We start from the raw sequence: 13869 nt of genomic DNA, 5'->3' as shown, positions 1-13869 counted from the left end.
TTCCTATTCCTGCTTTTGCAAATAACGCTTATCCTTCAGGAAAAAACGCCAAAAAATCAAGAATCCCGGCAAGAGCAGGGCAATCCCCGCACCAAGGATTTTAAGCAGGGAATAGAAGGTGTTAATGTTGGTAAATGCTTCTCCGACCGTCAAGTAGGGATAGACAATATACGGAAGATGGGCAATTCCGTAAGCAAACGTGGCAAACGCATATTGTAAAAATATAAAAATGATCGCCACCCGGATCCGCCGGCCTCCCCGCCATAAAAAAAGGTACCCGATCAAGAAACAAACCATGGATAACAAAAACAGTTTCAACTGTCCGCTAAGCCTATGCAACAACCATTCCGCTTCCGGTTCCAAAAAAACGAGCGTCAAAACCGCCGCTGCGATGGCCACCGGCCCGAGCCAGACGGCTTGCTTCCGGTACATCGCATAAGCCTCCGTATCATTGGCTTCCCTCGAATAATCCGCGAGAAACAAAGCAGACAAAAACAATTCCGACGCAAGCCCGAACAACATGTACAAATAAACAGAAGGACTGGTTAACCACTTATCAAACAACATCATGATCTGTCCCCCGGTTTCCCGGATAAAGCCGCCTTCCGTCACCGGCAACGCGCTGATCAAAAGCGCCGGGACAAACAAGCCCGTCATACCCGAAACAATACGGAGTCCTTTGGCTGACCCCCCGGCCGAATAAGACAACACCAAAAAAGAACTGCGCAAGGTGATCAGCAACAAAATGATGCTGACCGGAACCAACAGCACCGTTCCCAGCATATAAGCCGCTTTCGGGAAAAAGCCCACCATGGACACCACCAACAACACCAAAATCGTATTGGTCACCTCCCAAGTGGGAGACAAAAACCGGTTGGCTACTTGTCCAGCTTTGGATCGTTTTTGATTGTAAATCATCGCCCAAAAGCTGGCTCCAAAATCGATGGATCCGGCCATGCTGTAGACGTAGACAAGCATCCATATCAACAAAATGGCAATCGACGGTTCAATAGTTTGCTCCATAGGAATACCCCTTTTGTCTCATTTGTTCCAGATCTTCTTCGAGGGGATGACGCCGGAAATAGGAGATCATCACTTTGACCAACATCAAACTCAACAACCCGTATACCACGGCAAACAGGACATACAGGAAACCGAGGTTCCCGGCTTTGGTTGCCGCTTCCGCCGTTAGTTGCACCCCGTAAATCGTCCAGGGCTGACGTCCGCTGCAACTGAAAATCCAGCCAAATTCGATCCCCAGCATGGATAAGGGCCCGGATGCAACCAGTAACCACAACAGCCAGCGGGGCAGATTTTTCTCCTTTGCATCCCGTTGTTTCCACCAAAAATAAAGGGCCAAAGCGGAAAGAGCCAACAAGAGGACACCGATTCCCACCATGATGTTAAACAAAGTGTGCACATAGGCCGGCGGCCAGGTTTCCTCCGGAAATTCCTCCAAGCCTTTGACTTCCGTGTCAAACCGGTCTCCTGCCAAAAAGCTGAGCATGTAGGGGATTTCAATCCCGTTTCTCACTTCTCTTTTTTCTTGATCCACCACACCGCCGATGATCAGTGGGGCATAACGCCGGGTTTCAAACAATCCCTCTGAAGCGGCGAGTTTTTCCGGATTATATTGATGCAAATTTTGGGCAGATCCGTGTCCGGAAACTGCCGTCAAAAACGACATGGCAAACGCTGCAATCAACGAGAAAAACAAAGCTTTTTGATGAACGGGGCGTTCGGCGGCCTTTCCCTTCAACAAGCGGTAACTGGCCATAGACACGATCACAAATGCTCCGGTCATGAGCGCACTGACCACCACATGATAAGCGGTGTTTCCAAAGCTCGGATTAAAAAAAGCTTTCCATGGATCCACATTGTAGACCGTCCCGTCCGGTTTCATGTCAAACCCCGCAGGAGTATTCATCCAAGTGTTTGCCGATGTGATCAAAATTCCGGAAGCCGCGGCGCCAAAAGCCACTAAAAACACGGAAATCACCCGCCACAAAGGGGCCAGGCGGTCAGCAGCGTAAACATAAATGGATAAGGCGAGTGCTTCCAAAAAGAATGCATAGATTTCAATCTGAAACGGAACCGAGATCACTTGACCGACAATTTTCATAAATCCCGGCCACAACAGCGAAAGCTGGACAGCCACAATGGTCCCGCTCGGAATGGCCACTCCCAAAAGCAGTGCCACTGACTTGGTCCACCGCTTAGCCATGACCGCGTAGTGAAGATCTTTTCTTTTGTAAAAGAGCCATTCGCTTACAAAAACCATCGCCGACAAACCGATTCCCAACGTGGCGTAGATGATGTGAAAAGCCAAAGAAGTCCCAAAAAAGATTCGGGCCATGGTGACCTGATCCATAAAAATCCTCCTCGTCTCACGGTCTTGTCTTAGTTTGATAGGATCAGGAAATTTTATGCAAAAAAGGAAGACTTACTTTGTAAGCCTTCCATCATCAAAACCTGTTTTGTCAAATGAGTTCCCGCAACAACTTTCCGGGATCCCGGGTATATTCGCCCAAAGTTTGTGTAAAACGGATGGCATCGGCTCCGTCCAACACCCGGTGATCGAAACTGAGCGAGACGTTCATCCGCCATCCGACGGTTAGCTGGTGATGTTCCACGACCGGTTTTTCCCCGATCCGGTGCAAGGCAAGTATGGCCACCTCCGGGGGCTGGATGATCGGGGTCGCCCATTCTCCCCCCAAAGCCCCGGCATTGCTGATGGTAAAAGTGCTTCCCTTCATTTGATCCAGCGAAAGCTTCCCTTCTCTTGCCAGTTGGGTCAATCTTCCGATTTCTTCCGCCAGCTGGTCGATGCTTTTTTGCTCGGCCTGTTGAATCACCGGAACGACGAGTCCTCCCGGGGCATCCACCGCCATCCCCAGCGAAATGGACGAAAACTGCCGGATGCGCTGATTTTCCTCATCATAATGGGCATTAAACCGGGGATGGTGTTTCAATGTCACGGCGACTAATTTTGCCAAAACGGCCATATAAGTTAATTTGGGCAACGACGGATCATTGGCCGACGCTTGTTTTTGTTGTTCGTACCACCGGACCAAACCATCTGCCGACAATTCATCAAAATGGGTCGCATGCGGCTTGCGGGTCACCGAATAAAGCAGCCGGTCCCCGATCACCCGCCGCGTCGGTGACAAATCTTCCTCCACCACTTCCTGAGTGGGAACTTCCACTTTCGGAGGGAGGATACCGGATACCGGCCTCTCCTTGTTCCGGTTCACATGGCGGAGGACATCTTCTTTGGTGACCCGCCCATGTTCCCCCGTTCCCTTGATTTCATTGATATCCACTCCGTGTTCCCTGGCCAGACGCCGCGTGGAGGGGGTTGCCAAAACTCTTTTTTTCTTTTTCTTCTGCGGGGCCACCGGGCGGGCAACGGTTTCGTCTTCTTCCAGTTCATACAAAACTTCCCCAACGGGTACCACTTGCCCTTCGGTCCATTTCAACCGCATGATTTTTCCGCCGGCAGGCGCGGGCAATTCCACGACTGCTTTATCGGTCTGCACTTCCAAAACCGGTTGATTTTCTTCGATTTTCTCTCCTTCTTTCACCAGCCAGCGGATGATTTCGGCTTCCGTCACCCCTTCGCCGATATCCGGCAAACAAAATTTCACTGCCACTTCTTCTCTCCCCCCTCAATAAGAAACGACCTGGCGAATCGCTTGATACACCCGTTTCACATCCGGGCGGAAATCATCTTCCAATGCATACATCGGCACCGGCACGTCATAACCGGTCACCCGGGTCACCGGGGCTTCCAGGTACAGAAAAGCTTGTTCATTGATCAGTGCCGTCAACTCCGCTCCAACCCCGGCGGTTCGGGGGGCTTCATGGACAATGACGACCCGCCCCGTTTTTTTGACAGAGTGAATAATCGTCTCTTCATCCAATGGCGACAAGGAACGCAAATCAATCAAATCACAGGAGATTCCTTCTTTTTTTCCTGCTTCTGCCGCTTTTTTCGCCACCGGCACCATGGTTCCCCATGCAATCAGGGTGACATCTTCCCCGTCCGTCACTTTCCGCGCTTGGCCGATCGGAACCTCATACCACCCTTCGGGAACTTCTTCTTTCACCGAACGGTACAACTGCATCGGTTCCAAAAACAAAACCGGATCCGGATCTTGAATGGCGGCAAGCAAAAGCCCTTTGGCGTCTTTCGGAGTTGAAGGGGCCAAGACTTTCAATCCGGGAATGTGGACAAATAAGCTTTCCGTGGAATCAGAGTGCAATTCGGGCGCCCGGATCCCCCCGCCATACGGAACGCGCACGACCATGGAAGCCGGATACCTTCCTTGTGTCCTTGTCCGCAAGCGCGCGGCATGCGTCACCAGCTGTTCCATCGCCGGATAAATAAAACCCATGAATTGCACTTCCGCCACCGGACGAAACCCGCCTACAGCCAGTCCGATGGAGGAACCGATGATGCCCGCTTCCGCAAGCGGGGTGTCCATCACCCTCTCCTCTCCGAACAATTCCCACAATCCTTCCGTCGCTCGGAAAACCCCTCCGTTTTTCCCGATATCTTCCCCTAGCAAAATCACCCGCGGGTCGGTCTCCAATGCCACCTTCAGCGCATCGCATATGGCTTGCACCATGGTTTTTGGTTTCATCGACGATAATCCCTCTCTTCCAAAAGCTCCAGTTTTTGTCTCTTTTCATTTGCGGATAAGGTTTCATATACATGCGCAAACATATGCCCGGGAGGGACCGGCTCTTCTTTTTCCGCCCGGGAAATGGCTTGATCCATTTTCTCTTTGCAGGTTTCTTCCCACGTTTTCTCCTCTTCGTCCGTCAACAACCCTTCCTTTTTCAACAGGCGGGTATATCTCAGCAAAGGATCTTTTTCGTTCACCCATTCTTCCACTTCTTCCGGCGGGCGGTAACGCGTGGCATCATCGGCCGTGGTGTGCGGACCGAAGCGGTAAGTCACGGCTTCGATCAAGGTCGGTCCTTCCCCGGCACGGGCACGCGCGACGGCTTTAGACATCACATCATACACGGCCAAAACGTCATTTCCATCGACGCGGATTCCCGGAAAGTTATACGCTTTCGCCTTTTCGGCCACCGTCTTTGACGCCGACTGGCGCGAAAACGGCACACTGATGGCATAGCCGTTATTTTGGCAGAAAAAAATCACCGGGATGTTGAAAACCCCTGCAAAATTGCAAGCTTCGTGAAAATCCCCTTCGGATGTGGCCCCGTCCCCAAAGTAACAGACCGCGATGCTGTCCTCTTTTTTCAATTTCGATGCCCAGGCCGTTCCGACTGCATGCGGAAGATGGGTGGCAATCGGCACGGAAGGAGGCAATAAGCGAATTTCTTCCGGGGCTTTGCATCCTTCGACCCTGCCCATCCAATAAAGCAAGATTTGAGACAACGGCATTCCGGCAATCATCGCCACCCCGTGTTCCCGGTAACTCGGAAAAATCCAATCTTTTTTTTGCAAGGCCAAGGAACTTCCGACCTGCGCCGCTTCCTGTCCTTCCAAAGGGGCATAGGTTCCGATTCTCCCTTGCCGTTGCAAGAAAACCGACCGCCGGTCAAAATGGCGGACGAAGGCCATCCACCGGTAAAAGTCTTTTTTCTTTTCCACACTCAACCGGTTCCAGATTTCCTTTCCCGATTCCGTCAAATGGCCATCCGGGGAAAGATGGCAGACTTCATCCTTGGTCATCAGTTCCATCAATGGTTTTTACCTCCTTGCGCTGTTGCGGGAATCCTCCAACAAAATCCGGCGAATATCGGTTAACTTTTTCAAACGCTCCATCACGATCCGGTCCGCCGCTTCACAAGTGGGAATATTCTCATTTTTCGCCCGGTGGAAAATATCCAGGACCATGTCATAAATCGCTTCGGTTTTGGCAAGCACTCTCTCTTCATGGAAGCCTTCCAGCTCATCAGCCACTTGAATCAGCCCTCCGGCATTCACCAGATAATCGGGCGCATACCAAATGCTTCGTTTTTGAAGCAAAGCCCCATGCCTGTCTTCCACCAGTTGGTTGTTGGCGGATCCGACAATGGCCAGGCAACGAAACTCGTCAATGGTGTCATCATTGACCACGCCGCCTTTGGCGCAAGGCGAGAAAATATCGCAACTCTCCTTGTGAATCCGGTTCACATCCACCACTTGGACCTTGTCGCCATACTTTTCTTTCAGCTGTTCGCATCGCACCGAATCGATATCGGCAATTTTGCAGTAAGCCCCCGCTTCGACCAAAAGCTGCAACAAGCGCTCTCCCACCTTGCCGACTCCCTGGATGGCAACCACACGCCCTTTCAGCTGATCCGTCCCCCATAAAAACCGGGCGGTTGCCCGCATTCCATGAAACACCCCGAGCGCGGTGGGAATGGATGTGTCCCCGCTTCCGCCGTACGATTTCGGCAATCCGGCAAAAGATTTCGATTCCCTGGCGGCATGGACAAAATCTTCCGGGTTGGTTCCCATGTCGGTTCCGGTATAGAAACGGCCGTTTAACCCGCCCACAAAACGGCCGATCACGCGAAACAACTCCGGCGACTTATCTTTTTTCGGGTCTCCAATAATGACCATTTTTCCCCCGCCAAAGTCCACATCTGCCAGACTGCATTTATAGGTCATGCCTTTGGACAACCGCAAAACATCCTCCAGGGCTTCGTCCGTCGAAGCATACGGAATCATGCGGCATCCGCCCAAAGCCGGTCCCGCGGTTGTATTATGCAAGGCGATGATCGCTTTGAGACCGGTTTGCGGATGACGGCAAAAAATGACCTGCTCATGGCCATAGCGGTCCATCATTTCAAACACGTCGCGCATCTTCGCTTCCTCCAGCAAAGCTCCCCGCATTTGTTCATTGATTTTCATGCTTCCCATTCTTATCATCTCCACTTTGAACAAGTTGACTGACAAGCCTGAAAATCTCTCAATTCATCATATGCCCAAAACCGGAAGTGTGATCTTATTCCCCCCGAAACTCCGGTTTTCTTTTTTCCAAAAACGCCCGCATACCCTCGCTTTGGTCTTCTGAGGAAAAGAGCAGAAAAAAAGCATTTTGTTCCAAATTCAATCCGTGTTCCAAAGGAAGTTCCTGCGCCTTTAAAACCGCTTGTTTGGCCAGCCGGACTGCAACAGGCGGCTTTTCCGCAATCTCTTTTGCAAGGGACAGCGCCTCTTTTTCCAAATCCTCCGCGGGAACCACACGATTGATCAATCTCCACTGCAGGGCTTCTTCTGCCGAAATGCTTTTTCCGGTCAAAATCATTTCCATCGCTTTTTTTGTTCCGACTGCTTTGGTCAGGCGCTGGGTTCCCCCGGCTCCGGGGATCACTCCCAATAAAATTTCAGGTTGTCCAAATTGAGCCGTGTCGGAAGCAATGATCATATCACAGCACATCGCCAGTTCATTGCCCCCGCCCAAAGCATAACCGTTGACAGCCGCAATCAAAGGTTTGGAGATTTTGCGGATCCGTTCCCAATCCCGGAAAAATTGTTTCATCACAAAGTCGACCGGCTTGGTTTCAGACAACTCATTAATGTCGGCTCCCGCCGCGAAAGCCCTTTCACTCCCGGTCAAAACAATCACCCGGATCGCTTCGTCCCGGTCCAGCGCTTCCAATTCATCGGCCAGTTTTTTCATCAGGCCGGAGTTTAAGGCATTGAGTGACTTCGGGCGATTCAGCGTTATTTTTGCGATCGGCTCCATCCTGTCCAGCAACAGCATTTGCTGATCCATTGGAATATTCCCCCTTGTAAAGAAAGCGATTTCATTTTTCGAAAAATTATTTATTTATCATATGTTTTCATTTTACCAAACAAGCGATTGTTTGTCAGTCCGTCACGGTGAAGCGGTTGTGAGATAAAGAAGACATGCACCAAAAAAAGCGCCCTTACTCAGGCGCTCCTTTCATCATCACTTTGGATGTTTCCTCCACACATTTTTTGCAAATCATTTTTCCGCGATAGTAGATCACTTCTTCCAGACTCCCGCAAAAAATGCAGTTGGGCTCGTATTTTTTCAGCACAATATATTGATCATCCACAAACACTTCAACACCGTCGCTGGGATGAATATTCAAAAGATCCCTCAGGCCTTTTGGCAATACGATCCTTCCCAGATGATCCACTTTTCTTACGATCCCAGTCCCTTTCATCGAAATCGGCCCCTCTCATTTCTGTTGTAAGCTGGTGGGAGGTGTCAGCTTGCAACCCCAGTTCAACCGGTTTACTCATCCGTCACCATGTTGGACTCTTTTGGACCCGACGTATTTGAATCGGAAGAGGAGTCTGTTTTTTCATCTGCAGGTTTAGCCTTCTGATCCTGATCTTTTGATGGAGATTGGGAATCGGTTTGCTCCGGTTCCTCCTTGTTTGCAGGTTCCTCCTGATCGGTATTAGAAGCCGGATCACGGGTGGAACCCGAAGAAGAGTCATTGCTGGTTTTGTCTGTTTTTTTGGCGGGGGCATCGTCTTTGTGATCCGTTTTGGGTTGATTCTCATCTTTGATGATGCTTTCCCATTCTTCTTCCGATGGCGGCCGATTGAGAATATCGGATACCGGCTTGATGTCTTCAGCCAGTTGCGTTATCGGAATCTCTTCCATCTCTTTGACATCCAGGTTTTTCCCCTCTTTGTTTGCAATCATCCACACGGCATATTTCGCCGGGGACAAACCGGTTTCATCTGCTTTCTTCTTCACCGATTTCGGCATCGTCAGCGTATGAACAAGCAATTCCAGTTTCTCTTCTTTGCTTTCCTCGTCAATCATGGTTTCGATCTCTTGCAACGTTCTCACGCTTGTTTCTTCATCGTTGTAACCGGATAAAACAATTTGGTCTTTCGGATGCAAAAAACCTTGTTGTTTCGCTTCATCCAAAAAATGTTCCACAAATTCGTCCACTTGCTCGTTTTTGTAACTTTTACCGCCAAGCACTTTTAAAGCGGATTTGTTTAAGGGTTTGACCTCGGTGATATGTTTGTTTTTATCCATTCCAATCGCAATGCTGGGATTCACATCCAAATAAATATATCCTTCTGCATGGGCTTCCTTGGAAGGCGAAAATTGGGGAAGAACATAAAACATTCCGATCATCGCTGCCACGCCGGCACTGATCGCCGCGATCCAAGGCTTTCTCTTCCATGCGGAAGAACGATTCACAACCATGGGAAACTCCACTTCTTCTCCCACGGTCAGCTCCATGTTTGTTCTCGGCACACGAACAAACTCGCCATCCGGTGTCATCACAATCCAATGGCGCGGCCGAACTTCCATGATAACTCCTTTCCGCATTCATTCGCCCCCTTTCTTACCCTTACAGACCCAAATAGCTTCGCACAAGGGCTAAATCTTCCGTCATGACAATGGTAAGAGCCGTCAGGTATTTTCTGTGCCGATTCAAAGTTCGGCGATGCATTCCCAAATATGAGGCAATCTCTTTATCCAGCTTTTTTTGGTGCAGGAATTTGTGCAAAAGCTCCTTCTCAGACACCAGCTTTTTCGCCACGTGGAATAAATTTTCGCGTGTATCCCGGTGTTTCGGGCTTTTTTTGACCAATTCATCCAAAGTGATCCCTTGCTTGGCCAACGCTTTTTTAAAAATTTCGATCTCAAGGCGGCGCATTTTGCTCAGTTCTTCGTCCCGGTAACTTTCAAAGGCTTTGGCCACCACTTCCTGGTTTTGGATCTCTTCCTCATTTGGACCGGAAGTCAAAAGGGGCACCGTTTTCTGATGCTTTGCCTCCTGCCGGAAATAATCCACCAACCGCCGATGGATCACTTTGTACGCAAAGGACATGAATGTTGCCTGAAATCCTGAGCTGTAGCCACTGATCGCTTCATCCAAAGCTTTGTAAGCGATCATGTACTCGTCATCCTGCTTAGTGATCACCCTCCTGCAAACACGTGAAGCGATTCTGCGCACATGTGGTTCCAGTTCCCTAAGCAGATCGTCTCGTTTGTCTGGAGAGTGTGTTTCTTGCACCTGAAGCACACGTGTTTCTAAATCTGTTCCCCGGAACATGCAATACCGACACCTCTCCTATGTATTCATTCGCACGGCTTCTCTGTTTTTCTGTCCATTTTATGGATCAGTATCATTGTATCACGGATCATTCCCTCCATTATATAGACAAAAGCGATCATTTTATCAACAACAAAAAACAGAATGAACCAAAAACCGGTTCATTCTGTAATGCAAGCAAATTCGTATCGCTTAAATATATATATTTTATCATATTTATGAAAATCTTATTTTTCGTTTCCGGCCAACCGGCGAATCGCCTCAACGGTCTCTGTGTTTTCCAGCGAAGACAGATCACCGGTGTCTTCTCCCAAATAGGCGGCCCGGATCACGCGGCGCAAAATTTTTCCATTCCGGGTCTTGGGCAATTCGTCCACCACCCATACCCGCTTTGGTTTTAATGCTTTTCCCATTTTGCGGGCCACAAACCGGATCAGCTCCTCTTCCAACCCTTCGGTTGTCCCGCCTTTTAAGACGACAAAGCAGACGGCACTCTCCCCTTTTTCCGCATCCGGAATCCCGATGGTTGCCGCTTCCGCCACCAAGGGATGATTGACCAGAACCGATTCCATCTCTGCCGGCCCCAACCGTTTTCCAGCGATTTTCAGCGTGTCATCCGAACGTCCGGTGATAAACCAGTTGTTTTCCTCATCGATATACACCCAGTCCCCGTGCAACCATACATTCGGCCAGCGGCTCCAATAAGCTTGTTCATACCGCCGGTCATCCTGCCAGAAGCTTCGCGTCATGCCGACCCATGGCTGACGCAAAACCAGCTCCCCCACTTGCCCGCGGACCGGGCGGCCCGAATCATCAAACACTTCGGCATCCATTCCCAAAATGGGACCGGCAAACCCGCACGGAACAATGGGCTTGAAAAAATGATTGCCTAAAATGCCGCCGGAGATTTCAGTCCCGCCGGAATAATTGAAAATGGGCACTTTCTTTTTGCCGACTTGTTCAAACAGCCAATGCCACGGCTCCGGATTCCAAGGCTCCCCCGTGGAACCGAAAACGCGCAGGCTGCTTAAATCCCATTTTTCATGCCACTGGTCCCCGTGCTTCATCAACGCCCGGATCAAGGTCGGGGAGATTCCCAAGTGAGTGACCCCGTTTTTTTCGACCAACTGCCACAAACGGTCCGGTGCCGGGTAATCCGGCGTTCCCTCATAAACAATCATGGTGCTTCCCATCATCAAAGCACCGAACACCATCCAGGGGCCCATCATCCACCCCATGTCCGTCACCCAAAACAACACATCCCCCGGTCCCACATCAAACATGTATCCCGCATCAAAAGCCGCTTTCACCGGAAACCCCGCATGCACATGGACCGTTCCCTTCGGTTTGCCGGTGGTCCCGGAAGTATAAATGATCATCACGGGATCATCCGCCGCCGTGGGATGGGGTGACAGCGCTTTCAAATCTGTCCGCAACCGGTCCCAATCCACATCCCTGTCCCTTGCCGGGCACTCCCGGTTGGCCCGCCGCACCACAATCACTTTCTCGACAGATGGCGATTGATCCGCGGCCAGATCGGCTTCCTCTTTCATCCGGACCAATTTTCCCCGCCGGTAGAACCCGTCCGCCGTGATCAGCCATTTGGCCTCGCATCCTTGAATCCGGGTGGCCACCGCATCGGCGCCGTATCCGGAAAAACACGGGATGAAAATCGCACCAATCCTGGCGACCGCCAACATGGCAATCACATTTTCCGCAATCATGGGCAGGTATATGGCAACCCGGTCTCCCGGCTTCACACCCAGCTTTTGCAACCCTCCTGCAATCCGGTTCACTTCCAGCCATAAATCCCGGTACGAATATTTCCGGCACTCCCCGTTATCGCCTTCCCAGATCAACGCAATCCGGTGACGGGACGATGGATCATCGACAAACCGGTCCAAGCAATTTTCCGAAATATTGAGTTTCCCGCCAACAAACCAGCGGGTCCATAAAATGCCGTCACTCATGTCCATCACTTGACGATACGGAACCTGCCATCTCAACTGCATATCTTTGACCGCTTCATCCCAAAACCAGGCAATATTTTTCACACTGTCCCGGTAAAAAGCGTCATAATCCTGATAACCCAGCCGGTTCATCCATTGATAAAGACGGGTTTTTTTCATCTGTCCGGGGGTTGGAACCCAGGCCGGTTCATGACTCATCGCCCATATCACTCCTATCTCAAATAAAATGACTCATCATTATTTTAAATGTATTTAAAAGATTAAGCAAAATAGATATACGCATAAAAAAGGGCTTTCTGCTTTTAGCACAGAAAGCCCGCCCGGGTTCCGTCAAAAAATCAGATGAGCCATCAAGGCGATGATGGGCAACGTCAGCAACGTACGCTGCAGGAACAAAATCACCAGATCTTTAAAATCAACGGGGACTTTGGAACCCAACAACAGCCCGCCCACTTCGGACATGTAAATCAATTGGGTCACCGAGAGACAGGCAATGACAAACCGGGTCAATTCGCTTTCAATCGCTCCGCTTGCAATCACGGAAGGAAGAAACATGTCCGCAAAGCCGACCACAACCGTTTGGGCCGCTTCGTGTGCTTCCGGGATGTTCAACAAGGATAAAATCGGGACAAACGGCAATCCCAGCCATTTAAACAACGGGGTATATTCCGCGATAATCACTGCGGTGGTTCCAAAAGCCATCACAACCGGCAAGACGCCCAGCCACATATCGAAGATGTTTTTGGATCCGTTTTGAAAAACTTTTTTAAACTGCATGCTGCGCGCACGTTCCACGGCTTGGTGCAAACCCCATTGCCACACGGAAAAGCCTTCCGGAAACGTTTCATTCAGGTTCCCTTTCAACCCGTCATAATACGTATCCTCTTTCCGGGACAACGGAGGGATCCGCGGCAAAACAATCGCCGCCACCAACCCGGATAAGGAAATGGTTAAATAATAAGGCCCGAACAAATGTCCCAATCCGATCTGTTCCAAAACGACAATGGTAAAAGTGATGGACACCACGGAAAACGTCGTTCCGATAACGGCCGCCTCCCGCTTGGTATAAAAGCCGTCTTCATATTGCTTGTTGGTAAGCAAAACCCCGATCGTTCCATCCCCCAGCCAGGATGCCAGACAGTCAATGGAAGCCCGTCCGGGAAGTTTGAATAACGGACGCATCAACCGTGTCAACAACGTTCCGGTCATTTCCAGCAATCCAAAATCCATCAAAAAAGGCATGAAAAGTCCGGCAAAAATAAACACTGTAAACAATACGGGAATCAGGTCATACAGCAACAAACCGCCTGTATTTTCCGACCAAACCCAATCCGGTCCCCACTGAAACAGCGTCAGCACGGCCAATACCGCTCCCAAAGCACGGGTGACCGCCCAAAAAACCGACACGTGAAACAAACTTTTTAAAAAGGGGCGATCCATGATCCAAGTTGGTTTTATAAAAGATCCAATGAGCGTGAGCACTGCAGAAACCAAGATCAGGACCGTTGCCAAAGCCGGGAGGACATCCGCCAGCAACTCCTGCAACCATTTGGCCAGCATGGCAACAGGAATGGTCATTTCCCCCCCGATGGAGATCGGAATCATAAATAAGATAATACCGATGATAGATGGGATGATAAATTTCAAATAGCTCGTCACCGGGCGCGTCCCTTTCTGAACATTTTCCATATCGACTGGATCACCTCAATATTTGCGTATAGATAAAACATAGATACATAAATCTTATAATTATTTTATAAAAAAGAAAAGATATATTTTTCCGACCAATTTGATCCATATGAATTGTTTATACAGATAAAAAACAGATATAAATGGATAACAATATTATTTTTTCAATAACACAGTATAA

The 13869-nt window shown here is 49.8% G+C and carries 12 protein-coding genes; all 12 read right to left on the bottom strand.

Translation table 11 applies throughout. The features are described from left to right. Positions 1–3: 3 nt before the first annotated feature. Entirely contained in the window at positions 4–1023 is a 1020-nt protein-coding gene (locus NYE37_RS03485; RefSeq protein WP_037998427.1) for a cytochrome d ubiquinol oxidase subunit II, read from the bottom strand. Beyond that, complete coding sequence (locus NYE37_RS03480) at positions 1007–2371, bottom strand: cytochrome ubiquinol oxidase subunit I (RefSeq protein ID WP_037998430.1); 1365 nt, start codon at positions 2369–2371, stop codon at positions 1007–1009. Before NYE37_RS03480 ends, NYE37_RS03485 begins: the two co-directional genes overlap by 17 nt. Positions 2372–2480: 109 nt before the next feature. Then, positions 2481–3653 carry a dihydrolipoamide acetyltransferase family protein gene (locus NYE37_RS03475; protein ID WP_049720531.1) on the bottom strand — a complete coding sequence of 391 codons (1173 nt, stop codon included), beginning with the start codon at positions 3651–3653 and terminating at the stop codon, positions 2481–2483. Between the two features lie 15 nt (positions 3654–3668). Further along, entirely contained in the window at positions 3669–4646 is a 978-nt protein-coding gene (locus NYE37_RS03470) for an alpha-ketoacid dehydrogenase subunit beta (RefSeq protein ID WP_037998365.1), read from the bottom strand. Continuing rightward, complete coding sequence (pdhA, locus tag NYE37_RS03465; protein WP_082240808.1) at positions 4643–5719, bottom strand: pyruvate dehydrogenase (acetyl-transferring) E1 component subunit alpha; 1077 nt, start codon at positions 5717–5719, stop codon at positions 4643–4645. The genes NYE37_RS03470 and pdhA overlap by 4 nt, the downstream gene beginning before the upstream one ends. Positions 5720–5728: 9 nt before the next feature. Continuing rightward, positions 5729–6886 carry a Leu/Phe/Val dehydrogenase gene (locus NYE37_RS03460; RefSeq protein ID WP_231855195.1) on the bottom strand — a complete coding sequence of 386 codons (1158 nt, stop codon included), beginning with the start codon at positions 6884–6886 and terminating at the stop codon, positions 5729–5731. A gap of 85 nt (positions 6887–6971) precedes the next feature. Continuing rightward, the gene (locus NYE37_RS03455) at positions 6972–7745 is read right to left on the bottom strand and encodes an enoyl-CoA hydratase-related protein (RefSeq protein WP_037996276.1); all 774 of its coding nucleotides are present in this window, start codon (positions 7743–7745) and stop codon (positions 6972–6974) included. 154 nt (positions 7746–7899) lie between these two features. Beyond that, complete coding sequence (locus NYE37_RS03450; protein ID WP_037996279.1) at positions 7900–8163, bottom strand: AbrB/MazE/SpoVT family DNA-binding domain-containing protein; 264 nt, start codon at positions 8161–8163, stop codon at positions 7900–7902. A gap of 71 nt (positions 8164–8234) precedes the next feature. Next, on the bottom strand, positions 8235–9299 hold the full coding sequence (locus NYE37_RS03445) for an anti-sigma factor domain-containing protein (RefSeq protein WP_037996281.1): 1065 nt from the start codon (positions 9297–9299) through the stop codon (positions 8235–8237). Positions 9300–9321: 22 nt separating this feature from the next. After that, entirely contained in the window at positions 9322–10029 is a 708-nt protein-coding gene (locus NYE37_RS03440) for a sigma factor (protein ID WP_082240706.1), read from the bottom strand. Positions 10030–10256: 227 nt separating this feature from the next. After that, positions 10257–12197, bottom strand: a complete 1941-nt coding sequence (locus tag NYE37_RS03435; RefSeq protein WP_198050840.1) for an AMP-binding protein — start codon at positions 12195–12197, stop codon at positions 10257–10259. A gap of 132 nt (positions 12198–12329) precedes the next feature. Next, on the bottom strand, positions 12330–13688 hold the full coding sequence (locus tag NYE37_RS03430) for a YjiH family protein (RefSeq protein WP_181731599.1): 1359 nt from the start codon (positions 13686–13688) through the stop codon (positions 12330–12332). Positions 13689–13869: the final 181 nt, after the last annotated feature.

Source organism: Thermoactinomyces sp. FSL K6-2592 (genome assembly GCF_038006465.1).
Classification (GTDB): Bacteria; Bacillota; Bacilli; order Thermoactinomycetales; family Thermoactinomycetaceae; genus Thermoactinomyces; species Thermoactinomyces vulgaris.
The sequence above is the reverse complement of the archived record's forward strand: the minus strand, read 5'-3'. Positions and strand labels throughout refer to the sequence as shown.